A 21,817-nucleotide genomic window follows, 5' to 3' on the forward strand; every position below is an offset into this window, starting at 1 on the left:
AGCGAATTCCTCTGGCAGGAAGGTCACACCGCGCACGCCACTGCCGAGGAGGCGAAGGACCACACGCTGACCATGCTCGAAGTCTACCGCGCGATGGCCGAGGAAGACCTCGCGCTGCCGGTGATCGCGGGCGAGAAGCCCGAGCACGAACGGTTCCCCGGCGCGGTCGAGACATGGTCGATCGAGGCGATGATGCAGGACGGCAAGGCTCTGCAGGCAGGCACGAGCCACTATTTGGGCACCAATTTCGCGAAAGCCTCGGGCATCAAGTACCAGGCGCAGGAAGGCGGCGAGCAGTTCGCGCACACGACCAGCTGGGGCGTCTCCACGCGGCTGATCGGCGGCGTCATCATGACGCATGGCGACGATGACGGCCTGCGCGTGCCGCCCCGGATCGCTCCGTGGCAGGTCGTGATCCTGCCGATGCTGCGCGGAAACGACGAGGATGCGGCGCTGATCGACTATTGCGAGGGCCTGCGCGCCACGCTCGCCGGGCAGAACGCGCTGGGCGAGCCGGTGCGCGTGCTGCTCGACACCAAGCCGGGCAAGCCCGCGCAAAAGCGGTGGGACTGGGTGCGCAAGGGCGCGCCGATCATCGTCGAGGTCGGCGGTCGCGATATGGAGAACGGCGTCGTCACGCTGATCCGCCGCGACGATCTGTGGGACATGGAAACGGGCAAGCTCAAATCGCAGGCCCCCACGCGCGAGATCGCGGGCCAGACGATCCCGGGCGTGCTGGGCGACATCCAGCAGGCCTTGTTTACCGAGGCTGCGGAGCGCCGCGATACGAATATCGCGACCGGGATCGATAGCTGGGATGGCGTCGTCGAATTCTTCGCCAAGGGCGGTAAGTACCCCGGCTGGGTCGAAGTGCAGTGGGCCAAGCCGACCGGCGAGGCGCTGGAAAAGGTCGTCGAGCAGCTGAAGGAGCAGAAGCTGACCGTGCGCAACGTGCCGCGCGATGCGACGCCTGTTGATGGCATTTGCATCTTTACCGGCGAGCCGGCGGTCGAGCGGGTCTATGTCGCCCGGGCATATTAAACCGGTACGGGGGAGGGTGAAGCATGTTCGGATCGATAAAATACAATTTCGCCAACATCTTCAATTTTGACGGGCGCGATGCGCGGCAGACCTTCTGGTTCTACATGCTGTTCCTGTTCGTCCTGCAAGTTGCATTGGGGATGATCGCCGCGATTCCGATGTATGCCGAAATGGCCACCGGAGCGTTTGGCGTGGCACAGGCGGGCGGAGGCGAGCAGGACGTGCAAAGCGCGATGCTCGGCAAAATAGGCGGTATGATGAAGAGCCAGGTTCTGATCGCCGTCGTAATCGGTGCGATCGCGAGCATCCTGTTCTCGGCAGCCTTCGTCCGGCGATTGCACGATTCGGGCAAGACCGGCTGGTGGCTGCTGCTGGTCCTCGTGCCTTATCTCGGATCGCTGGCTTTCAACCTCGTCAATATCGACGCGACGATCGCGTTGACCGAAGAGATGATGACGATGACCGATCCCGACCAGCAGGTTGCGCTGCAATCGCAACTCTATCGGTATAGCGCCCTAGGTTACCTCGCCTATATCCCCGTGATCGTATTCGGAATCTGGAAATCGGATGACGGGCCGAACAGGTATGGCGAAGAGCCGCAGCGTTTCTAGCTCCAGGTACATTACGTCTGGAGCGAAGCAGTTGTCGGGATAGCAGTGGCGATCCTATGCGTTTAAGGGCCTGACATGGCCAAACGCCCCCACAAAAAGCTCCCCAAGGGCCTGCCGACGCAGAAGCAGGTCCTCGAATTCATCCAGTCCTCCGATACCACAGTCGGCAAGCGCGAGATTGCCAAGGCCTTCGGGCTGAAGGGGCAGGAGAAGATCGCGCTCAAGAAACTGCTCAAAGACATGGCCGAAGACGGCCTGATCGATGGCAAGAAGACCGCCTATCACCGCATGGGTGGCGTGCCGAAAGTCACCGTACTGCGCATTGTCGAGATCGACGATGACGAGGCGATTGCCGTGCCCGAGAACTGGCAGCCCGACGATGGTGCCGCGCCGCCGCGTCTGACGGTGGTCGAAAAAAGCAGGGGTCGGGGCAGCAAGGGCATGCCCGCGCTCAAGGTGGGCGACCGCATTCTCTCGCGAACCGAAGAATCCCCGAAGGGCTGGCGCGCACACCCGATGAAGAAGCTGCCGCAGCGCACCGAAGGCCTGATCGGCGTCGTCGAGAAGGACGGTCGCGGCAAGTTCTGGCTCGCCCCGGTGGACAAGAAGGTGCGCAATTCCTCGCCCATCTCCGATATCGGCACCGCCGAGGAAGGCCAGCTTGTCTCCGCCGAGCCGACCGGGCGGGGGCCGCGTGCAGGCGTTCGCGTGACCGAGGTTTTGGGCGATCCACTGGCCCCGCGCAGCTTCAGCCTGATCGCCATCGAAAAGCATGGCATCCCGCATGTCTTCCCCGAGGCGGTGCTGAGCGAGGCTGATCTGGCCGCCAAGCTGCCCGTCACCACCGAGAAGCGCGAAGACCTGCGCGATGTGCCGATCATCGCCATCGACCCGGCAGACGCACGCGACCATGACGATGCGATCTGGGCCGCGCCCGATGATAGCGAGGACAACAAGGGCGGCTTTCGCGCCATCGTCGCCATCGCGGACGTCTCGCATTACGTCCGGCCCGGCGGCGCGCTGGACCGGGAGGCGAGGAAGCGCGGCAATTCGGTCTATTTCCCCGACCGCGTCATCCCGATGCTGCCCGAAATCCTCTCCGCTGACGTGTGTTCGCTGAAGGCAAACGAAGATCGCGCGGCAATGGTCTGTCACCTGAAAATCTCGCCCGAGGGTGAGCTGCTCAAGTGGCGTTTTACCCGCGCCGTCGTGCGGCTGGCGGAAAATGTCGCCTACGAGGAAGCGCAGAGGCGGATCGATGCGGGCGAGGCGGATGAAACGCTGGATAACCTGTGGAAAGCCTGGGGACTCTTGTGGAAAGCGCGTGAAGCGCGTGATCCGCTGGACCTCGACCTGCCCGAACGCCGTGTGATCCTGGACGAGGAAGGGGGTATCGCCGAAATCCGCGTTCAGGAAAGGCTCGATGCGCACCGCGTGGTCGAGGATTTCATGATCGCCGCCAATGTCGCCGCGGCCAAGGCGCTCGAATCGAAGAACTCCCCGGTGGTCTACCGTGTCCACGAACAACCGAGCCGGGAGAAGCTGCTCGCGCTGAAGGAATATCTCGGCACGCAGGACAAGAAGCTGGCGATGGGGCAGGTCATCACGCCCACGCTGTTCAACCGCTTCCTGAAGGACGTGAGCGACGAGCAGGAGAGGGCGCTGCTGATGGAGGCGGTGCTGCGCACGCAGACCCAGGCCTATTACGGGCCGGACAATCAGGGCCATTTCGGCCTCGCACTAGGGTCTTACGCGCACTTCACATCGCCGATTCGCCGCTATGCGGATCTGCTGGTGCACCGCGCGCTGGTCGATACACTCAAGCTCGAGCAGCCCAAGCCCAAGGGTGGAAAGATCCCCGAAAGCAGCGGGCTGAGCGATATCGACCGGAGCGATCTGGGCAAGATCAGCGAGGCGATCAGTCGCACCGAACGCCGCGCGATGGAAGCCGAGCGCGACACGATCGACCGCTATGTCGCCGCATGGCTGGCAGGCCGCGTGGGCGAGACCTTCGAGACGCGGATCACCGGCGTCCAGAATTTCGGCTTCTTCGCGACCATCGTGGGCCTGGGGGGCGACGGACTGGTGCCGATCTCCACCATCGGCGACGAGTTCTTCCATTTCGACGAGGCGGCCAAGGCGCTGGTCGGTGCGGATAGCGGCACACGCTACGAAACCGGGCAGCGGCTGGAAATGAAGCTGGTCGAGGCCAATCCACTCACCGGCGCGCTCCGCTTCGAAGTGCCCGGCGGCGATGCCTCGAAAGCGCGCGAAGGCAGGCCCCACCGAGGAAAGCCGAGGGGTCCGAAGCCGTCTGGTCCGAAGATGGATGCGAAGAAGAAGCACCAGGTCGGCAAGCGCGGCAGGCCGGGCAACATACGGCATCAGGGCCGCAAGAAGAAGTAGTACCGGCCCGTCGGGGAGGGAACGTACGCCGCCCGAGCATCGTTCGATGGGGAAAGGAGAATCCCCCATGCTTACCCCTGGACAGAAGGTCCCAGACATTGACCTTCCGCTCACCATTCAGGCGCGCTTCGAACTTTCCAAGCAATGCCCCGAAAACTTCACGATGCTGGTGTTCTATCGCGGCAAGCATTGCCCGATCTGCAAGCGCTATCTGGAAGAACTCGGCGGCAAGCTGGAGAAATTCACCAAGTTAGGCGTCTCTCCCTTCGCGATTTCGATGGATAGCGAGGAACGCGCCATGGTGGCCCACAAGGAGTGGGAAACGCACGACCTGCCGCTGGTCTACGATCTGCCCGAAGACCAGGCGCGCGAATGGGGTCTGTTCATCTCCGAGAAGCGCTCCGACAGCGACGAGCCGGAGCGGTTTTCCGAACCCGGACTGTTCCTTATAAAGCCGGATGGCACACTCTATTTCGAAGAGGTGCAGAGCGCGCCGTTCACGCGCCCGCCACTCGATGAATTGCTCAGCGGGATCGAATTCGTGCTGGAAAACGATTATCCTGTCCGCGGCACGGTGACCTAGGTCGCTGTGCCGGGCCCGCCAAGGATTGGACTACGCGCCCGCGATGCGGTCCACATCCTCGATCGATATTCCGCCCGGCAGGATCACCAGCGGGCAGGGCAGGCTGCCGGTATGCGCGGAAAAGTGGGTCACCATCGGGCCCGATGGCCCCTCCGCCGCTGCGCCGAGTACCAGTGCTATGACGTCGGGGTTTTCGGCCAGGTAATCGCGCACGATTCGGTTGGCCTCGCCCACCTTCACAGCAATCGCGGGCATCTTGCCGCTTTCGGAATAGACATTGCCCGCCGCGCTGGTCGCGATCGCTTCGGCACGGTCGCGCGCCTCCTGCTCGATGGTCGCCTGCACACCGCCGAATGCGTTGAAGTTCTGCGGCTGCACGATCGCAAGGATCTGCACCGAGCCGCCGCTCGTCTGCGCCCAGCGCATCGCGAAATGCAGCGCTTTTCGCGCCTCTTCCGTCTCGTCGATAATGACCAGATATACGCCCATCGTGCCCTCCAGCCCCTGCTATCGGCACAAATTCGTATGCATGGCAAGGCGCTTGCAGGCTTTGGTCAAATTGGCCAAAGCGGCCCAACAGGTTGATATGCCGCTACGGCGGGGCCCATCGCCACACGATTTATCGCAGGACACGCCTTTATGCCCACACCGATCAAGATGCCCGCGCTTTCGCCCACGATGGAGGAGGGGACGCTGGCAAAGTGGCTGGTGAAGGTGGGTGACGAGGTTTCGGCAGGCGACTTGCTGGCCGAGATCGAGACCGACAAGGCGACTATGGAATTCGAAGCTGTCGACGAGGGCACGATCGCTTCCATCGAGGTCGAGGAAGGCGCCGAAGGGGTTAAGGTCGGCACGGTCATCGCGATTATGGCCGCCGATGGAGAGAGCGTGGAAGACGCCGCGAAGGGCGCGCCTGCTCCGGCGAAGGAAGAGAAAAAGCCTGAAGTCTCGGAAGAGAAGGCTGAGAAGCCGAGCCCCGCGCCTGCGTCTGCACCTGCTCCAGCACCTGCGAAGGACGGAGACCGCATCTTCGCGTCCCCTCTCGCGCGCAGGATCGCAGAGGACAAGGGGATCGACCTCACCAGCGTGAAGGGCAGCGGGCCGCGCGGGCGGATCGTGAAGGCCGATGTCGAGAATGCGGAACCGGGCAAACAGGCCGCCGCGCAACAGGCCGCCGGCACCTCCGCTCCGGTGGCGATGGATGGCGATGCGCCGTTCGCCGAAGAAAAGGTCTCCGGCGTACGCAAAGTCGTCGCCAAGCGGCTCACTGCTGCCAAGCAGGACGTGCCGCACTACTACCTCAGCGTGGACATCCGGCTCGACGCAATGCTCGCCGCGCGCGCGGACCTCAACAAGATGCTCGAGGCGGACGGTATCAAGCTGTCGGTCAACGATATCCTGATCAAGGCGTTGGCCAAGGCGCTGATGCGCACACCGCAGGCGCATGTCAGCTTCCAGGGCGAGACGCTGCATCGCTACCAGCGCGCCGATATCAGCGTCGCAGTCGCATCGCCCAAGGGCCTCATCACCCCGATCATTCGCGGCGCGGATCGAAAGAGCCTGCCCGAGATCGCGACCGAGATGAAGGAGCTTGCGGGCAAGGCGCGCGAGGGCAAGCTGCAGCCGCACGAATACCAGGGCGGCACCGCCAGCATCTCCAACCTCGGCATGTTCGGGATCAAGCAGTTCGACGCGGTCATCAACCCGCCGCAGGGCATGATCATGGCGGTCGGCGCGGGCGAGCAGCGCCCGTGGGTAGAGAACGGCCAGATCGTACCAGCCACGGTGATGACCGCCAGCGGCTCCTTCGATCATCGGGCCATCGACGGCGCGGAAGGCGCGCAGCTGATGGAAGCTTTCAAGCAGATGTGTGAACAACCAATGGGGATGATGTTATGAAGACCTCTCTCGTTCTCACCGCAACGCTCGCGCTGGTACTTACCGCGTGCGAGCGCGCCCCTGCCGATGGCACCTCGGAAACGCCCGAGCCCGAAGAAACCACCAAGGCCTCGCCCGCGGACATCCTGACTCCGGCGGAAAAAACCGCAGAAACGCCTGCACCGCCTGCGATGAATTACGACGGGCCGATCCCGATGCCGATCCGCATTGGCGTCGACGGGCCGGAGCTGGATTCCTGTGGCAGCTATGGCGAAGTGACCGGGCTCAATCCCAAGGGCGACAACTACCTCTCGGTCCGAGATGCGCCGAGCGCCGAAGTGAAGGAGCGCGACCGGCTCGATCCTGGGCAGGGCGTGCATATCTGTGCCGAGAGCAATGGCTGGTACGGCGTGGTCTACGACAAGGGCGACGATACACGCGATTGCGGCACTGACAGCCCGGTGCCGACCCCGCGCAACTATACCGGCCCTTGCGCGCAGGGGTGGGTCAGCAAGAAATTCGTGACGATCATCGCGGGGTGATGAGCGCCGCTCCAAATATCTCCTCTCCCCTCGCGGGAGAGGAAGGGGCCCGCGCGCGTCAGCGCGTGGGAAGGAGAGGGGGCAAGAGCGATACACTCTCCCACGCGAAGGAGATGCGCCAAGCTCCAACCGATGCGGAACGCCGACTTTGGAGTCGCCTTCGCGCCAAGCGGTTGAATGGCTGGAAATTTCGAAGACAGCAGCCGATCGGTCGATTCATCGTGGATTTCGTCTGTTACGAAGCGCGGCTGATTGTCGAGGTCGATGGATCGCAGCATGCGGATAAACAGCACGACAAGATGCGCGACAAATGGCTTTCTTCACAAGGGTTTCGGGTCCTGCGTTTCTGGAACAACCAGGTGATGGAGAACGAAGACGGCGTGGTGACCGCGATTGCCGCCGCGCTTCAGCCCCCTCTCCCCAACCCCTCTCCCGCGAGGGGAGAGGGGCTTATCTCCTCTCCCCTCGCGGGAGAGGATGGCGAAGCTTGCTCGCGCAGCGGGCTAGCGAAGCCTAGAGCGGGGTCATGACCGAGCGCTCCCCTCAAATCCGCGTCACCGCGATGCCGACCGACATGAACCCCTATGGGGGCGTGTTCGGCGGATGGCTGATGAGCCAGATGGCTCTCGGCGCAGGTTCGCTGGCAAGCCGCGAAGGGCAGGGCCGCGCGAACGTGGTCGCGGCCAGTGATTTCGGCTTCCCCGCCGCGATGGCGCTGGGCGACGAGCTGAATATCTATTGCGAGATCGTGCGCGAAGGAAACACCTCGATCACCATCGCTGCCGAGGGTATCGCCCGCGCGCGCCACGGCGAGGAGACCAAGCTGGTGTGCAAGGGCACGTTCGTGTTCGTGCTGGCAGACGACGACGGCAATCCGCGTCCGGTGCGGATGCAGGCAGCGGCTGCACAGCCCGCGCCGGCCCATATGTCGGACAATAATGGCTGAAGTGCTGTCCTACACGGGCGGGGTCCGCCATGATGCGCGCATGCAAAACCGCTGCATCGCTCCTTCCCGCTCGCTTCCGTTCAGGGCCATCGGGCCCCGAGATTTTTCACACTTAGACACTGTGTCAGGTGTGTCAGGCAAACCGACAAGAGGCTTCAATGGCTGAGAAATACGACCTTATCGTGCTGGGTAGCGGGCCGGGCGGCTACGTCGCGGCGATTCGCGGGGCGCAGTTGGGGCTAAAGGTCGCCATCGTGGAGCGCGAACTGCTTGGCGGGATCTGCCTCAACTGGGGCTGCATCCCCACCAAGGCACTGCTCCGCTCCGCCGAAATCCTTCATTATGCACAGCACGCCAAGGATTACGGGCTCAAGATCGCTGGCGAGATCGAAGCCGACCTGGAGGCGGTGGTAAAGCGCAGCCGGGGCGTTGCGAAACAGCTCAACCAGGGCGTCACGCACCTGATGAAGAAGAACAGGATCGCGGTGCATATGGGCGAGGGCAAGTTGACCGGCCCGACCACGCTGACCGTGAAGGGCGAGAAGGGCGAGGAAAAGCTCGAAGCCAAGCACATCATCGTCGCCACTGGCGCCCGCGCGCGCGACCTGCCCTTCGCCAAGGCCGACGGGAAGCGCGTGTGGACCTATCGCCACGCGATGACACCCGGCGAGATGCCCAAGAAGCTGCTGGTGATCGGCAGCGGTGCCATCGGGATCGAATTCGCCAGCTTCTACAACGACATGGGCGTCGACGTGACCGTGGTCGAAATGCTAGACCGGATTGTGCCGGTGGAAGACAAGGACGTGTCCGCCTTCCTCGAAAAGAGGCTCAAGAAGCAGGGCATGACGATCATGACCGGCGCAGGCGTGGAAGACATCAAGGTCGATGCCAAGGGTGTGAAGGCCAAGATCAAGGACAAGGACGGCAAGGTTTCGACAAGCGAATTCTCGCACTGCATCGTCGCCATCGGCATCGTGCCCAATACCGAGGATATCGGGATCGACAAGCTGGCCGAGCTGGATCGCGGCTTCATCCAAATCGATCCCTACGGGCGTACGAAGTCCAAGGGACTATGGGCCATCGGCGATTGCACGCCGGGGCCGTGGCTGGCGCACAAGGCGAGCCACGAGGGCGTGACCGCCGCAGAGGCTATCGCCAAGGAACTGGGCAACAAGGATGTCCATCCGCACCCGCTCGACCGCAACAACATTCCGGGCTGCACCTATTGCCACCCGCAGATCGCGTCTGTCGGCCTGACCGAGGCAAAGGCGAAGGAAGCTGGCTACGAGGTGAAGGCAGGCACCTTCCCCTTCATCGGCAATGGCAAGGCGATCGCGCTGGGCGAAGCGGAAGGCTTCACCAAGACCGTGTTCGACGCAAAAACCGGCGAACTGCTGGGCGCGCATATGGTCGGCGCGGAAGTGACCGAGATGATCCAGGGCTTCGTCGTCGGCAAGACGCTGGAGACCACCGAGGCCGAGCTGATGCAGGCCGTCTTCCCGCACCCCACGATCAGCGAGAGCATGCATGAAAGCGTGCTCGGCGCTTATGGGCGAGCGCTGCATATCTGAACTGTCCAAGATCGCCGTCTTGCCGAAGATAGTCCCGATGCTGACCGACAAGAGCGATGCCGAAATCATGGCAATTGCCGAGCGACTGATGGACAACCTCATGCAGGCATCGGACGAGATCGATTTCGAACGGCATGTCCGCGATTTCACGCCCCGGCTAAGGTCGCTTGTGAGCGAGGAGGGGTTCGTTCGCGCGTGCCGTGATTTTCAGGAACACTACGGCAGGTATGGTAAAAGGGCGCCGATTGCGGTCTTCAGGCGCAAAGGGTCGGTGGCGGTGGTCTGGTCCCAGTCCTGCGAGAAGTCGAGCGATCAGCTGGTGGCCTCTCTCGTAATCGTGAAGGGGCCTGCGGACACCTATCTGGTGGATCACGCGCTTGTATACTGAGCACCACGAAACCACCTGCGGTTCCAGCCGTTGCCTTTTCATGAGCGACAATAGCAAGACGCCGGCCACCGGCGACAAGCCTGATGGCGAGAACGACAGCGAACTGGTCAAGGAACACCGGGCGTTGATGAACCAGGGTTCCGCGACGCCGGAGGATTACCCGGAGGAGGAACGCGCGGCGCAATCTCTGGTCGACAAAGGCAAACGGCGCGACCGGTGATGCTGGCGGACAGGGTGGGATAGGCCTCCGCTTCGCTTTGGCCCTCTACGCCGCTTCGCGGCTCCGAGTCCGAACCCTTGGGTTCACTCCCGAACCGCAATCCACCACCATACGGGCCGGTGCGGCCCCGTATTGGTGGCGGACAGGGTGGGATTCGAACCCACGGTGAGCGTAAACCCACGGCGGTTTTCAAGACCGCTGCCTTAAACCACTCGGCCACCTGTCCTACTTGCGGGAGGTCCGCTAACGGTTCGGCGCAAGTTTGTCACCGTCCGAAACACATCCGCGATTGTCATCATCTAAGTCATTGGCGAGTAACCTTCGGTGTGACAGACATGCTGGCCATGAAGTTCCCCCGCACATTTCTCGCCCTGTCGGCGGCCATCGCCTCGATCCTTGCTACGCCTGCCGCAGCGCAAGACATGCCTTTCGACGCCTATATGCAGCTGGTCATCGCCAAGGCCCGCGCCGAGGGCGTCAGCGAGAGCACGATCCAGCGGATGACATGGGACCTGACGCCCAATCCGCGCGTGATCGAGCTCGATCGGTCGCAGCCCGGATCCTCGTCCTCACCCGGATATCCGCCGCTGCGACCATACCTCGATCGTCATGTCGATGCGGCGCGCATCAACGGGGGGCGGGCTGTCTATAACGAGACTGCGCGGCTCCACGGGCAGATCCGGCAGGATTACGGCGTGCCGGCAGAGATCATCATCGCGATCTGGGGCCACGAGACCAATTATGGCAGCTATCGCGGCAATTTCGACCTCGCCCGCTCGCTCGCCACGCTCGCTTGGGAAGGGCGGCGCCGCGCGCTTTTCGAAGGCGAGTTCATCGCGCTGCTGAAAGTGGCGGACAAGGGTTATTCGCGCGATCGGCTGGTCGGCAGCTGGGCCGGAGCCTTCGGCAATCCGCAGTTCCTGCCGAGCGTTTACCTGCGGCTCGCGACCGACGGCGATGGCGACGGGATGGCAAACATCTTCACCAACCAGGCCGATACGATGGCCTCCATCGCCCGCTATTTCCAGGATGCAGGCTGGCGTCCCGGTATTCCCTGGGGCGTGCGCGCCAGCGTGCCGAGCGGTTTCAACGTCGATGCCTACCGCACAAAGCTGGTCGCGCCCGTCTGCCCGCGCGTGCACGAGCGGCATAGCCAGTGGAAAACGATCGCCGAATGGCGCGCGCTCGGCGTGACGCCCTATAACAGCCTGCCGCCGGACACGCTGGTCAGCCTGTTCCAGCCCGACGGACCGGGAACCCCTGCGTGGCTGTTAACCTCAAATTATCGCGTTATCCTCGAATATAACTGCTCCAACTACTATGCGATGAGTGTGGGGCTGCTGGCCGATGAGATTGTCCGATAATGTGCGGAAATTTGGGATAGCGGCCGGTCTGATCGCCTCGCTTTCCGCCTGTGCGGGCGGCAGTGGCGACTACGATCTTGCACCCAATGCCGATTATTACGCGGTCGACCGGGCTACGCCGACATCCCCTGCCGCCATTAACGGCCCGCAGGCCGATTATCCACAAGTGCTGGGCGAACCTTATGTGGTCGACGGGCAGACGTTCACGCCCGCAGATGTGCTGAGCTACGACACGGTCGGCTACGCGACGCTCGACATGGTCGATTCGCGCGGTGTCACGATCTCTCACAAGACCTTGCCCCTACCCAGCTATGTAGAGCTGACTGCGCTCGATACGGGGAAAACCATCCTCGCACGCGCCGAGCGGCGCGGGCCGATGACCTCTGCCCGGATCGTCGGACTGTCGCAGGGCGCGGCGCGCGAGCTGGGAGTGGGTGAGGGTGCACCCGTACGCGTGCGCCGCGTCAACCCGCCCGAGTACGAGCGCGCCGCCCTGCGATCCGGCCAGCCTGCAGGATCGCGGCTCGATACGCCCGACACGCTTCTGAGCGTGCTGCGCAAGCAGTTGCCCGCTGCGGGATCGGTGAGCCTGTCGCGGACGAATCCCAACCCGCCACAACGCGGCAATACGGGCTTCGACCAAGCCTTCGCCGAGATCGAACCGGGGCCATCGTCCGCCGTTGCGGATAGTTTCGACGATTATCGGTACCAATCGGCCCCCTCGCGGCAGACCTCTTATGCCCTTGCGCCGATCGGCGAATCGCCGACGGGTGGCACGCCGCGACCCGGCCCGGTCGAAGTGGCCCGTCTGCCCACCCAACGCTATCCGGCACCGACGCCGCAGCAGGCTACGCCGATTCCCCGCACCTCCGGCCAGGTACAGGTCGAAGTCGAACAACCTGCCCCGCGTCGTGGGCGCTACATTATCCAGGTCGGTTCGTTCTCGAGCAGGGATAATGCGATTGACGCCGCGGACGATCTTAGCGGCTTTGTCGTGCGCTCGGGCAACTACTATCGCACGCGCATGGGGCCGTTCGCCAGTCGTGGAGAAGCGGACGCTGCCCTCGCCAAGGCACGCAGCGCTGGCTATAGGGATGCGTTCGTAGACACGAGCGACTAGCCGCTGCTCCCGATTCCCGGGGTTTTGCTCGCGGCGGCGCCCGAGCAGGAGCGCACGATAGTGCCGGGATCAATGGTGAAGCGGGGCCGTGCGGCGGGATTTCTCGTCACTCTTTCGCTGGCCATGATGCCAGCCGCGACAAGCGCCCAATCCAAGCGAATTCCCGCGCCCCCGTCGGCCGAGCAGGCGCCTATTGCCTACCTGATCGACCTGTCGAGCGGGCAAGTGCTCTATGCACGCGATATCGACCGGCGATTCGTGCCTGCCTCGATTACGAAGGTGATGACGACGCTGGTCGCGTTCGACATGCTCGCCGAGGGCAAGCTGCGACCCGACCAGCGTATGCCCTACCGCGACGAGACATTCGAGGAATGGCATCAGAAGGGCTCGACACTGTTTCTACCCGCCCGCGCGCGCCCGACCGTGCAGGAACTGCTCATCGGGATTACCACGGTCTCCGCGAACGATGCTTCGGTGGTTCTGGCCGAAGGGGCTGCTGGCAGTGTCACCGACTGGACCGACCGGATGAACGCAACCGCCAGGTCAATCGGCATGCACGACAGCCATTTCAGCACGCCCAATGGCTGGCCCGACGAAGGCCGAACGTTCACCACTGCGCGCGATCTCGTCCGCCTCGCGGAACGGATCTTGCGGCGCCACCCCAGAAGCTTCGATTTTTATTACGGTCGAACGGGGCTGAAGGCCTATGGCATCGCGCAAGACAATCACGACCCTATCACAGGCAAGGTCGACGGGGCCGACGGGCTGAAAACGGGCTACACCGATCAAGCGGGCTACGGCTTCCTCGGCACGGCAGAGCGTGACGGGCGCCGCCTCGTCATGGTCGTGGCCGGATCGGATCGTGGCAGCGAGCGTAACCAGGCCTCGCGCGCCTTCATCGAATGGGGCTTCAATGCCTTCGACAGCAGATTGCTGGCCAGTAAGGGGCAGCCCGCAGCGACTGCAAAGGTGCAGAACGGTACGGTCAGCGAACTGCCGCTGATCGCTGCGCAGGATGTACGCGTCGCGATCCCGCGCGGAGACCGCGGCAAACCTGAACTGACCGTGCGATATGACGGGCCACTGCGCGCACCGATCGCCAAGGGCGAGGCTGTCGCCACGCTGGAGATCGCCGTGCCGGGCATGGAGCCCGCCAGTCTGCCGCTATACGCTGCGCGCGATGTGCCCGAAGCAGGCATTTTCGGGCGCATTGCCAATGGTTTTACAGGGCTATTCAAATGAGTGCTCACGCGATTAAGGCACGCTTCATCGCCTTCGAAGGCGGAGAGGGCGTCGGCAAGTCGACGCAGGCCAAGCGGCTGGTCGCGGCACTTGCAGAGCGCGGAGTGGATGCGATCCTGACCCGCGAACCGGGTGGAACGACCGGGGCCGAAATGATCCGCAAGCTGTTGCTCGATCCACCGGGAAGCGGCTGGCGCGTCCAAGCCGAAGCGCTGCTTTTCGCCGCTGCCCGGTCCGACCATGTGGCAAAGGCCATCAAGCCTGCGCTGCTGGCAGGCAAGTGGGTTGTGTGTGACCGTTTCGTCCTGTCCAGCCGCGCCTATCAGGGGCTCGCCGGCGGGCTTGGCGACGAAGAGGTGCGCGTGCTGCACCAGATCGGCAGCGACGGCCTGTTGCCTTGCCGCACCTTCCTGCTCGAAGCGCCGGGAGAGGATGTCGCAGAGCGTCTTCGGATGCGCGACGGGGACGAGGCGGACGCGATCGGAGGGCGCAACGCCCGGTATCACGCGGATGTCGGGCGCGGCTTTGCTGGCTTGGCGCAGGGCGACGATACCGTCGTCCAGGTCGACGCTTCCGGGAGTGCCGACGAAGTCCATGCCGCAGTGATGGAGGAGGTCGAGCCGCTGCTCGCACCGACATCGTGAGCGCGCTTCACGAACCGCAGTGGCGTGAATGGCGCGCGGCGCTCACCAGCCCGCGCATGCATCACGCATGGATTCTCGCCGGGCGCAGGGGGCTGGGAAAACACGATTTCGCACTAGCCGCAGCGCGTGAACTGGTCGGCGCGGTGCGCAGCGCGCCCGTGGCCGAGAATGATCCCGATATCCAGATTCTCACCCACCTGCCCAAGGATGACAAGGAAGCCCGGAAGGCCGAAAAGGGCGAGGATTTCGAGACCAAGCGCAACATCGCGATCGAGCAGATTCGCGGGATGCAGGCACGGCTGACGACGCGGCCGACGCTGGGTGACAGGCGCGCGATCATCATCAATCCGGCAGACGACCTAGAGCGAAACGCCGCCAACGCCCTGCTCAAAAGCCTGGAGGAGCCACCCGCAGGCACGTTCTTCCTGCTGGTCACCCACCGGCCCGGCATGCTGCTGCCCACGATCCGCTCGCGCGCGCGCATCCTGCGGTTCAATCCGCTGCCCGTCAGCGCGGTGGAAGCCGCACTGCGTTCTGCCGCCGATGACGTCGACCCGGCCGACATTGCCATTGCTGCGCAGGCCAGCGGCGGTGCGCCGGGGGCAGGGGAGGCGCTTCTTTCGCAAAAGCTGGGCGCGGCGGAGGCGCTAATGCGGCGCATTGCGAGCGAGGGTGATCCCGATTTCACCTTGCGCGGTAAGCTGGGCGAAGAGATCGGTGGGCGTCCCGACCGCGAACGGATAGCGACGACGCTGGATCTTGCGCGCACCGTGCTCGCTCGCAGGTTGGAAGAGCCAGTGAAGCGCGATATCCCCGCGCTGGTCGATGCGCATGCGCGGCTCGTGACGATTTCGGGCCAGGCGAAAAGCTACAACTTCGATCCCGGCTTCCTCGCCATGGAAATCGGCACCTTGCTCGCCTCGGCTGCCCCGCTTAGAGCCCCGGCCAATGGCTGACCCTTATTACATCACCACCGCGATCCATTATCCCAACGGCAAGCCGCATATCGGGCACGCTTACGAGACCGTGGCCGCCGATGTGATCGCACGCTTCCAGCGCCTTATGGGCCGCGACGTGCGGTTCCAGACGGGGACCGACGAGCACGGGCTCAAAATGGCGCGCAAGGCGGAGGAGCAGGGCAAGACCCCGCGTGCGCTGGCCGACGAGATGAGCGGCCACTTCCGCGATCTCTTCGACCGGCTGAACATCTCTTACGACCGCTACATCCGCACCACGGAGCCCGAGCATCACACAGCCAGCCAGGCGCTGTGGCGCGCGATGGAAGCCAATGGCGACCTCTATCTCGATCGCTACGAAGGCTGGTATTCGGTCCGCGATGAAGCCTTCTACGATGAGAAGGAACTGATCGTCGGGCCCGGAGAAAATGGCGCCGAAGAGAAGCTGTCCCCGCAAGGCACCCCGGTGGAATGGACGGTCGAGGAAAGCTGGTTCTTCCGCCTGTCCGCCTATCAGGACCGGCTGCTGGACCTGTACAACAGCCAGCCCGATTTCATCCAGCCCGGCAGCCGGCGGAACGAAGTGATGCGCTTCGTCGAAGGCGGGCTGCGCGATCTCTCTGTCAGCCGGACCAGCTTCGACTGGGGCGTGAAAGTGCCGGGTGCAGAGGACCACGTGATGTACGTGTGGGTCGACGCGCTCACCAACTACATCAGCGGTCTGGGCTACCCCGAAGAGGGCGCGGAGTGGAAATACTGGCCTGCCGACCTGCACCTGATCGGCAAGGACATCGTGCGCTTCCATACGGTCTATTGGCCCGCCTTCCTGATGAGCGCGGGCGTTGCGCTGCCGAAACAGGTCTATGGCCACGGTTTCCTGCTCAATCGCGGGCAGAAGGAAAGCAAGTCGCTCGGCAATGTGACCGATCCGATGGTGCTGGCCGACCAGTTCGGGGTCGATGCGCTGCGATACTTCCTGATGCGCGAGATCGCCTTCGGGCAAGACGGCAGCTATTCGCCGGAGGCCATCGTGACGCGCGCCAACGCGGAACTGGCCAACAGCTTCGGCAACTTGGCGCAACGCACGCTGTCGATGATTGCGAAGAACCTCGACGGCGATCTGGGTGCATACGAGCCAAGCGGCGATGACAAGGCACTGCTTACCACCGTGCAGGATGCCTGTCGCGACGGACTGCCCGACCAATTCGAGAAACTGGCCTTTTCGGTCGGTATCGATGCGTGGATGAAGGCGGTTTACGCCTGCAACCAGTATGTCGACGAGCAGGCCCCCTGGGCGCTCAAGAAGACCGATCCCGATCGCATGCGAACCGTACTCCAGACGCTGTTCATCGCATTGCGAGACCTCGCCATCGCGATCCAGCCTGTCATTCCGGAAAAAGCGGGCCACCTGCTGACCATGCTGGGAATTGCTGAAAGCGCACGCTCTTACAAGGAACTGGCAGACGAGGGCTGGTACGGCGCGCTGATCGCTACCGGTTACCGCGTGCCCAAGCCCGATCCACTGTTTCCCCGGCTTGAACTCCCCGAGGCCGAGGAGGCGAACTAATGCTGATCGATAGCCATTGCCACCTGGAATACGAAGGTCTGGTGGAGGATCAGGGCGGGGTGCTTTCACGTGCCCGCGAGGCTGGCGTGCAGGGTTTCCTCAACATCTCGACCAAACAGGCCGAGTGGGACCAGGTGGTCGCTACCGCCGCTCGCGAGGCGGACGTGTGGGCCAGCGTGGGTATCCACCCGCACAATGCCGATGCCCACGCCGATTTGGCGCGCGAGACCTTGTTCGAGGCGACACAGCACCCGAAGGTGGTCGGGATCGGTGAAACCGGGCTCGATTACTACTACGACAAGTCCGACCGGGCGACGCAGCAGGCGCTGTTCCGTATGCATATCGACATCGCGCGCGAGACCGGCCTGCCGCTGATCATCCATACGCGCGATGCGGAGGATGATACTGCCGCGATCCTGGAGGATGAGATGGGGAAGGGGGCTTACCCCGCCCTGATCCACTGTTTCACGGCCTCGGCGCAGTTCGGCCAGCGCGTGCTCGATCTGGGCCTGTCGATCTCGCTTTCGGGCATTGTCACCTTCAAGAACGCAAAAGACCTGCAGGAAGTCGCCACGACCGTTCCGGCAGACCGCCTGCTGGTCGAAACCGACAGCCCGTTCCTGGCCCCGGTGCCGCATCGCGGAAAGACCTGCGAGCCCGCTTACGTCGCCAACACTGCTGCATTCGTGGCGGAATTGCGCGGTACGAGCGTAGAAGCGCTGGCCGAACAGACCACGCGCAATTTCCACGAGCTATTCTCGAAAACGAAAGAGACGGCGTGAAGGTCACGCTGCTCGGCTCGGGCACGTCGACCGGCGTCCCGCGCATCAATGGCGACTGGGGCGCCTGCGACCCGAACGAGCCCAAAAACCGCCGCACGCGGGTGGCGATTATGGTCGAGAACGACGCCGGTTCGCGGCTGCTGGTCGATACGCCGCCCGATCTGCGCGAACAGTTCCTGCGCTGCGGGATCGACAGCATTGACGGGGTCTTCTGGACCCACGACCATGCCGATCACTGCCACGGAATCGATGATCTGCGTGCCCTGCGCTATGGCCGAAGCGGGCCATTGCCGGGCTATGGCGTCGAGGAGACGGTGCGGCGGCTGAAATCGCGCTTCAGCTACGTCTTCGCGGGCGAGCACGGCTATCCCACAATCGTGAAGCTGGAAGTGCTGGATAAGCTCCGCCTGTTTGCGGGCTTCACTGTCGAATGGTGCGTGATGCCGCATGGCCCTGCCAAGAGCACCGGTTTCCGCTTCGGATGCGATGGCAAGTCTATTGGCTATGCCACTGATTTTTGTGAGATAACGCCCGGAATGATCGATCTGTTCAAGGGGGTCGATGTGCTGGTATGCGATTGCCTTCGGCGCGAGGAACACCCGACCCATGCAAATCTCGCCATGGCGCTGGAACTTGGCAAGCGCTGCAATGTCCGCAAGCTTGTCCTCACGCATCTTGATAAGAGTATGGATTACAGAACGTTATCAGCAGAAGTTCCGAAAGGAGTCGTGGTCGGATATGATGGCCTGGAGGTGACGCCATGACGCAATTCGAGATCGTCCAGATCGTCGCACTGATCGGATGGCTCATTCTGGCGGTCAGCGCGTTCGCGGCGCGAGGCCTCAACTGGAAAACCTCTTTGCGTCACGCGCTGATCTGGGCGGTCATCATCACCGGGCTGATGCTGTTGGTGACGATGATCCGGTAGGGGGGCAATCGGGGCGCCACCCCCCATACAGCCCATTCCTAATTTTACATAATATATATTATCCATCATATGCCCTTGCTGACGGAGCAGCACCAAGCACCTATGCCCTCTCCCATGAATAGCGACGAACATCGGCCTATCGACCGTCTCCTTGCCGTCATGGCACGTCTGCGCGATCCGGAACGCGGGTGCGAATGGGACCTTGCGCAGGATTTCTTCACGATAGCCCCGTACACCATCGAGGAAGCCTACGAGGTTGCCGACGCGATCGAGCGTGAAGCGATGGACGAATTGCGCGAAGAACTGGGCGACCTGTTGCTGCAAGTCGTTTTCCATTCCCGCATGGCCGAGGAGCGCGGACTGTTCGCGTTCGACGATGTGGCCGAGGTCATCTGCGCCAAGATGGAAGCGCGCCATCCGCACATTTTCGGGCCAAAGACCACAGGTACGGATGGACAGATGGACGAGGTTCGCTGGGAAGCGCTCAAAGCCAAGGAGCGCGAGGCCAAGGGCCAGCAAAGCGCGATGGATGGCGTCGCCCGCGCCCTGCCCGCATTGCTTCGCGCAGAAAAGCTGCAGAAGCGCGCTGCGCGCGACGGGTTCGACTGGCCCGATCCTTCAGGCGCGGCAGACAAGCTGGCAGAAGAAGCGATAGAGCTGGCCGAGGCAGGTGACGCGACGCGTGAGGAAGAAGCAGGCGACCTGCTGTTCGCCGCCGTCAACCTGGTCCGCGCACATGGTGTCCAGCCCGAAGCTGCGTTGCGCGCCGCGAACGACAAGTTCGAACGTCGCTATCGCGGAATGGAGGACCTTGCCAAGGGTACCTTCCCGTCGCTCGACCTCGATGCGCAGGAGGCGCTGTGGCAGGCGGTCAAGCGCTCGGAGAAGGCGTAGCCCCCTCCTCGCCCGCAGCATAGGCCTCCGCCCAAAGCCGAGCGCCTTCCTGCTTCTGGCGGGAGATTTCGGGCACTGCAACGCGTGCTTCCGGATCGATCCGGACACTCAGGTAGTCGGCCACTGCCTTGAGCGCGCCCTCCGGGTCGCCGCGTACGTCCTCGTACACCAGCCGCAAGGGTTCAATCCGCAGGTCCCGGAACATCGCGGCCCAAGTGTTCTCCAGCCGGTCGATGATCTTCATCGCGTTATCGACCGCAAGCCGTGAAAAGGGCGGTTCGGTCTGCCCCTCCCCTTCCTGTGCAGCCCGCCAGCGCCCGGAGAGCGAAGCACGCGCATAGGATATCGCGTGCGCGGTTCGGTCACGGCGTACAAGGTGAACCACGCGTGTGTGCGGACCGCGAGCAAGCAGGAACCGCACTGCCCCGTTCAGGAGCTGCGGATTAAGCGTGCCAAGTTCCTCGAACTGCAGCGGAAATGCCTTGATCCCGAACACGCCATTGGGTGCGGTCCTCGTGGTGATCGTGTGTTCCCAGTGGCGTCGCTGGGCCGGAGGATCGTCGCGCATATGGCCCAAGGGGCTGCCCGGGGTGAAGTTCAGGTATTCGAGCGGAGCACCAAGACAACCTGTCTCCCAAAGGAGATGACCGAACCAGGAGCTGCCCGAACGCGGCGTAGTCGCCAGCAGGTAGGGATGCTCGGGCAGCTGCGCGCGGCGTGGAAAATCGAACGCCGGCTCGTGCCCTGTGATGACCCCGTCGATCATGCCGCTTCATCGGCACATGCCGCCGATCAGTCAACCGCTTGGCGGCGGGAGCATCGTCTCGAACTGGCCGAGTTCTTTGGGGCCGAGCCTGACGACCAAGCGGTGCTGCGGATTGCCCTTCTCCGCCTCTATTTCCTCTTCTTCCAGCACATCGCCATGCGCGTGCAGCCACGCAATCTCGCGTCCGGCGAAAGCGGGAAGGACGAATTCGCGAATTGTCGCCTCGCGTGTAAGGACCTGCGCAATACGCTCTTCGAGAAGATCGATATTGAAGCCGGTTTCGGCGGAGAGCGGCACGACCGTTTCGTCTTTCGCTGCCCGCGTGGCCAGATCCTCCCGCACATCCTCGCTCAGCAGGTCCCACTTGTTCCAGACCTCGACGATGGGAATCGCGCTGACTGGCTCTTCCCCCTCCTCGCCCCCGGAAATCACGTCGAGCCCGCGCAGCACCTCGATCACCTGGCTCTTTTGCGCCGCGCTCGCCGGGTTGGCGATATCGCGCACGTGCAGGATGAGGTCGGCGTTGGTGACTTCTTCCAAAGTGGCACGAAACGCCGCGACAAGCTGCGTCGGCAGGTCGGAAATGAAGCCGACGGTGTCTGACAGGATCGCCTTTTCGACTCCCGGCAGGCCGATCGCGCGCATCGTGGGATCGAGTGTGGCGAAGAGCAGGTCTTCCGCCATTACGTCTGCCCCGGTCAGCCGGTTGAAGATCGTCGACTTGCCCGCGTTGGTGTAGCCGACAAGCGCAATCACCGGCCACGGCGCGCGGGTACGCCGTTCGCGATGCAGCGCTCGCGTTTTCTTGACCTGTTCCAGATCGCGCCGCAGCCGCGCCATTCGCGTGCGGATCATGCGCCGGTCGGCCTCGATCTGGGTCTCGCCAGGGCCGCCGAGGAAGCCGAAGCCGCCGCGCTGCCTTTCCAGGTGGGTCCAGCTGCGCACGAGCCTGCTGGCCTGATAGTCCAGATGCGCCAGCTCCACCTGCAAGCGCCCTTCCGCGGTCGCCGCGCGTTCGCCGAAAATCTCAAGAATCAGCCCCGTGCGGTCGATCACCTTGCGCTTGAGCTTGTCCTCCAGCGTGCGTTGCTGGATCGCGGACAGGCCCCCATCGACAATCACCAATTCGGCTTCGGCAAGCTCGGCATCGGTGCCGATCTGTTCGACCTGCCCTGCCCCGAACAATGTCGCGGGCCGCACATCACGTACCGGCTGGATATAGCTTTCGGCAACGACGATGCCGATTGCTTGCGCAAGACCCGTCGCCTCCGCCAGGCGCTCTTCTGCCGGCAGGTCGTTGGATTGGCCACGGATATCGGGGCAGATGACGAGCGCCCGCGCACCGCGCGTTACTTCGCCCTGCAAGTC

General features: G+C 63.4%; 24 protein-coding genes and 1 tRNA gene. 21 read left to right on the forward strand and 4 right to left on the reverse strand.

The features are described from left to right. From ACEQXE_RS14030 to ACEQXE_RS14045, 4 genes are all read left to right on the forward strand, one after another. On the forward strand, window positions 1-1,041 hold a 1,041-nt coding region (locus ACEQXE_RS14030; RefSeq protein ID WP_370180269.1), incomplete at its 5' end, for a His/Gly/Thr/Pro-type tRNA ligase C-terminal domain-containing protein. Between the two features lie 23 nt (window positions 1,042-1,064). Beyond that, window positions 1,065-1,652 carry a DUF805 domain-containing protein gene (locus tag ACEQXE_RS14035; RefSeq protein ID WP_370180272.1) on the forward strand — a complete coding sequence of 196 codons (588 nt, stop codon included), beginning with the start codon at window positions 1,065-1,067 and terminating at the stop codon, window positions 1,650-1,652. A 75-nt stretch (window positions 1,653-1,727) separates the two neighbouring features. Then, window positions 1,728-4,058 (forward strand): ribonuclease R, encoded by a 2,331-nt coding sequence (rnr, locus tag ACEQXE_RS14040; RefSeq protein ID WP_370180274.1) that lies wholly within the window; start codon window positions 1,728-1,730, stop codon window positions 4,056-4,058. A gap of 67 nt (window positions 4,059-4,125) precedes the next feature. Then, window positions 4,126-4,641, forward strand: coding sequence for a peroxiredoxin-like family protein (locus ACEQXE_RS14045; RefSeq protein WP_370180276.1), 516 nt, complete (start codon window positions 4,126-4,128; stop codon window positions 4,639-4,641). A 30-nt stretch (window positions 4,642-4,671) separates the two neighbouring features. On the opposite strand, the gene ACEQXE_RS14050 is transcribed toward ACEQXE_RS14045, so the two are convergent. Next, complete coding sequence (locus ACEQXE_RS14050; protein WP_370180278.1) at window positions 4,672-5,130, reverse strand: universal stress protein; 459 nt, start codon at window positions 5,128-5,130, stop codon at window positions 4,672-4,674. 150 nt (window positions 5,131-5,280) lie between these two features. Here ACEQXE_RS14050 and ACEQXE_RS14055 point away from each other — a divergent pair, with 150 nt between their 5' ends. The 7 genes from ACEQXE_RS14055 (at window position 5,281) to ACEQXE_RS14085 (ending at window position 10,186) form a co-directional block, all read left to right on the forward strand. Beyond that, window positions 5,281-6,540, forward strand: a complete 1,260-nt coding sequence (locus ACEQXE_RS14055; protein ID WP_370180280.1) for a pyruvate dehydrogenase complex dihydrolipoamide acetyltransferase — start codon at window positions 5,281-5,283, stop codon at window positions 6,538-6,540. Beyond that, entirely contained in the window at window positions 6,537-7,061 is a 525-nt protein-coding gene (locus ACEQXE_RS14060) for a hypothetical protein (protein WP_370180281.1), read from the forward strand. Before ACEQXE_RS14055 ends, ACEQXE_RS14060 begins: the two co-directional genes overlap by 4 nt. Next, window positions 7,022-7,591: an endonuclease domain-containing protein gene (locus tag ACEQXE_RS14065; RefSeq protein WP_370183296.1), complete on the forward strand. Its 570-nt coding sequence runs from the start codon at window positions 7,022-7,024 to the stop codon at window positions 7,589-7,591. Before ACEQXE_RS14060 ends, ACEQXE_RS14065 begins: the two co-directional genes overlap by 40 nt. After that, a complete protein-coding gene (locus tag ACEQXE_RS14070) occupies window positions 7,588-8,007 on the forward strand; it encodes an acyl-CoA thioesterase (RefSeq protein WP_370180283.1) in 420 nt (139 codons plus the stop codon). Before ACEQXE_RS14065 ends, ACEQXE_RS14070 begins: the two co-directional genes overlap by 4 nt. Window positions 8,008-8,165: 158 nt before the next feature. Then, window positions 8,166-9,578 (forward strand): dihydrolipoyl dehydrogenase, encoded by a 1,413-nt coding sequence (gene lpdA / locus ACEQXE_RS14075; protein WP_370180284.1) that lies wholly within the window; start codon window positions 8,166-8,168, stop codon window positions 9,576-9,578. 37 nt (window positions 9,579-9,615) lie between these two features. After that, on the forward strand, window positions 9,616-9,966 hold the full coding sequence (locus ACEQXE_RS14080; protein ID WP_370182710.1) for a hypothetical protein: 351 nt from the start codon (window positions 9,616-9,618) through the stop codon (window positions 9,964-9,966). 40 nt (window positions 9,967-10,006) lie between these two features. Next, the gene (locus ACEQXE_RS14085; RefSeq protein WP_370180288.1) at window positions 10,007-10,186 is read left to right on the forward strand and encodes a hypothetical protein; all 180 of its coding nucleotides are present in this window, start codon (window positions 10,007-10,009) and stop codon (window positions 10,184-10,186) included. 136 nt (window positions 10,187-10,322) lie between these two features. Here ACEQXE_RS14085 and ACEQXE_RS14090 read toward each other — a convergent pair. Then, a tRNA-Ser gene (locus tag ACEQXE_RS14090) sits at window positions 10,323-10,412 on the reverse strand. A gap of 109 nt (window positions 10,413-10,521) precedes the next feature. Between ACEQXE_RS14090 and ACEQXE_RS14095 the strand changes: the two genes are divergently transcribed. From ACEQXE_RS14095 to mazG, 10 genes are all read left to right on the forward strand, one after another. Beyond that, window positions 10,522-11,550: a lytic transglycosylase domain-containing protein gene (locus ACEQXE_RS14095; RefSeq protein WP_370180290.1), complete on the forward strand. Its 1,029-nt coding sequence runs from the start codon at window positions 10,522-10,524 to the stop codon at window positions 11,548-11,550. A gap of 1 nt (window position 11,551) precedes the next feature. Further along, a complete protein-coding gene (locus ACEQXE_RS14100; RefSeq protein WP_372520159.1) occupies window positions 11,552-12,670 on the forward strand; it encodes an SPOR domain-containing protein in 1,119 nt (372 codons plus the stop codon). A gap of 60 nt (window positions 12,671-12,730) precedes the next feature. After that, window positions 12,731-13,912, forward strand: coding sequence for a D-alanyl-D-alanine carboxypeptidase family protein (locus ACEQXE_RS14105; RefSeq protein WP_370180293.1), 1,182 nt, complete (start codon window positions 12,731-12,733; stop codon window positions 13,910-13,912). Then, the gene (tmk, locus tag ACEQXE_RS14110) at window positions 13,909-14,556 is read left to right on the forward strand and encodes a dTMP kinase (RefSeq protein ID WP_370180294.1); all 648 of its coding nucleotides are present in this window, start codon (window positions 13,909-13,911) and stop codon (window positions 14,554-14,556) included. The genes ACEQXE_RS14105 and tmk overlap by 4 nt, the downstream gene beginning before the upstream one ends. Next, complete coding sequence (locus ACEQXE_RS14115) at window positions 14,553-15,512, forward strand: DNA polymerase III subunit delta' (protein WP_370180295.1); 960 nt, start codon at window positions 14,553-14,555, stop codon at window positions 15,510-15,512. The genes tmk and ACEQXE_RS14115 overlap by 4 nt, the downstream gene beginning before the upstream one ends. Continuing rightward, a complete protein-coding gene (metG, locus tag ACEQXE_RS14120) occupies window positions 15,505-17,079 on the forward strand; it encodes a methionine--tRNA ligase (RefSeq protein ID WP_370180296.1) in 1,575 nt (524 codons plus the stop codon). Before ACEQXE_RS14115 ends, metG begins: the two co-directional genes overlap by 8 nt. Beyond that, window positions 17,079-17,861 carry a TatD family hydrolase gene (locus tag ACEQXE_RS14125; protein ID WP_370180298.1) on the forward strand — a complete coding sequence of 261 codons (783 nt, stop codon included), beginning with the start codon at window positions 17,079-17,081 and terminating at the stop codon, window positions 17,859-17,861. The genes metG and ACEQXE_RS14125 overlap by 1 nt, the downstream gene beginning before the upstream one ends. Beyond that, the gene (locus ACEQXE_RS14130; protein ID WP_370180299.1) at window positions 17,858-18,625 is read left to right on the forward strand and encodes an MBL fold metallo-hydrolase; all 768 of its coding nucleotides are present in this window, start codon (window positions 17,858-17,860) and stop codon (window positions 18,623-18,625) included. The genes ACEQXE_RS14125 and ACEQXE_RS14130 overlap by 4 nt, the downstream gene beginning before the upstream one ends. Further along, the gene (locus tag ACEQXE_RS14135; protein ID WP_370180300.1) at window positions 18,622-18,789 is read left to right on the forward strand and encodes a hypothetical protein; all 168 of its coding nucleotides are present in this window, start codon (window positions 18,622-18,624) and stop codon (window positions 18,787-18,789) included. Before ACEQXE_RS14130 ends, ACEQXE_RS14135 begins: the two co-directional genes overlap by 4 nt. Window positions 18,790-18,903: 114 nt before the next feature. Next, window positions 18,904-19,683 carry a nucleoside triphosphate pyrophosphohydrolase gene (gene mazG / locus ACEQXE_RS14140; RefSeq protein WP_370180301.1) on the forward strand — a complete coding sequence of 260 codons (780 nt, stop codon included), beginning with the start codon at window positions 18,904-18,906 and terminating at the stop codon, window positions 19,681-19,683. Here the strand turns inward: mazG and ACEQXE_RS14145 are convergent. Together ACEQXE_RS14145 and hflX are read right to left on the reverse strand one after the other, a co-directional pair. Next, a complete protein-coding gene (locus tag ACEQXE_RS14145) occupies window positions 19,661-20,449 on the reverse strand; it encodes a Stf0 family sulfotransferase (protein ID WP_370180304.1) in 789 nt (262 codons plus the stop codon). The genes mazG and ACEQXE_RS14145 overlap by 23 nt on opposite strands. Before the next feature lie 30 nt (window positions 20,450-20,479). After that, window positions 20,480-21,814: a GTPase HflX gene (gene hflX, locus ACEQXE_RS14150; protein ID WP_370180305.1), complete on the reverse strand. Its 1,335-nt coding sequence runs from the start codon at window positions 21,812-21,814 to the stop codon at window positions 20,480-20,482. Window positions 21,815-21,817 lie beyond the last annotated feature (3 nt).

It is taken from the genome of Alteriqipengyuania sp. (genome assembly GCF_964222115.1).
Lineage (GTDB): Bacteria > Pseudomonadota > Alphaproteobacteria > Sphingomonadales > Sphingomonadaceae > Alteriqipengyuania.

Bases quoted from the DNA above. Each gene is read 5' to 3' on its own strand.
- ACEQXE_RS14080 (WP_370182710.1), top strand. From the start codon at position 9,616: ATGCTGACCGACAAGAGCGATGCCGAAATCATGGCAATTGCCGAGCGA.
- ACEQXE_RS14135 (WP_370180300.1), top strand. From the start codon at position 18,622: ATGACGCAATTCGAGATCGTCCAGATCGTCGCACTGATCGGATGGCTC.
- ACEQXE_RS14085 (WP_370180288.1), top strand. From the start codon at position 10,007: ATGAGCGACAATAGCAAGACGCCGGCCACCGGCGACAAGCCTGATGGC.
- ACEQXE_RS14145 (WP_370180304.1), bottom strand. From the start codon at position 20,449: ATGATCGACGGGGTCATCACAGGGCACGAGCCGGCGTTCGATTTTCCA.
- ACEQXE_RS14070 (WP_370180283.1), top strand. From the start codon at position 7,588: ATGACCGAGCGCTCCCCTCAAATCCGCGTCACCGCGATGCCGACCGAC.
- ACEQXE_RS14060 (WP_370180281.1), top strand. From the start codon at position 6,537: ATGAAGACCTCTCTCGTTCTCACCGCAACGCTCGCGCTGGTACTTACC.
- mazG (WP_370180301.1), top strand. From the start codon at position 18,904: ATGAATAGCGACGAACATCGGCCTATCGACCGTCTCCTTGCCGTCATG.
- rnr (WP_370180274.1), top strand. From the start codon at position 1,728: ATGGCCAAACGCCCCCACAAAAAGCTCCCCAAGGGCCTGCCGACGCAG.
- ACEQXE_RS14045 (WP_370180276.1), top strand. From the start codon at position 4,126: ATGCTTACCCCTGGACAGAAGGTCCCAGACATTGACCTTCCGCTCACC.
- ACEQXE_RS14055 (WP_370180280.1), top strand. From the start codon at position 5,281: ATGCCCACACCGATCAAGATGCCCGCGCTTTCGCCCACGATGGAGGAG.
- ACEQXE_RS14050 (WP_370180278.1), bottom strand. From the start codon at position 5,130: ATGGGCGTATATCTGGTCATTATCGACGAGACGGAAGAGGCGCGAAAA.
- ACEQXE_RS14125 (WP_370180298.1), top strand. From the start codon at position 17,079: ATGCTGATCGATAGCCATTGCCACCTGGAATACGAAGGTCTGGTGGAG.
- ACEQXE_RS14095 (WP_370180290.1), top strand. From the start codon at position 10,522: ATGCTGGCCATGAAGTTCCCCCGCACATTTCTCGCCCTGTCGGCGGCC.
- metG (WP_370180296.1), top strand. From the start codon at position 15,505: ATGGCTGACCCTTATTACATCACCACCGCGATCCATTATCCCAACGGC.
- tmk (WP_370180294.1), top strand. From the start codon at position 13,909: ATGAGTGCTCACGCGATTAAGGCACGCTTCATCGCCTTCGAAGGCGGA.
- ACEQXE_RS14035 (WP_370180272.1), top strand. From the start codon at position 1,065: ATGTTCGGATCGATAAAATACAATTTCGCCAACATCTTCAATTTTGAC.
- lpdA (WP_370180284.1), top strand. From the start codon at position 8,166: ATGGCTGAGAAATACGACCTTATCGTGCTGGGTAGCGGGCCGGGCGGC.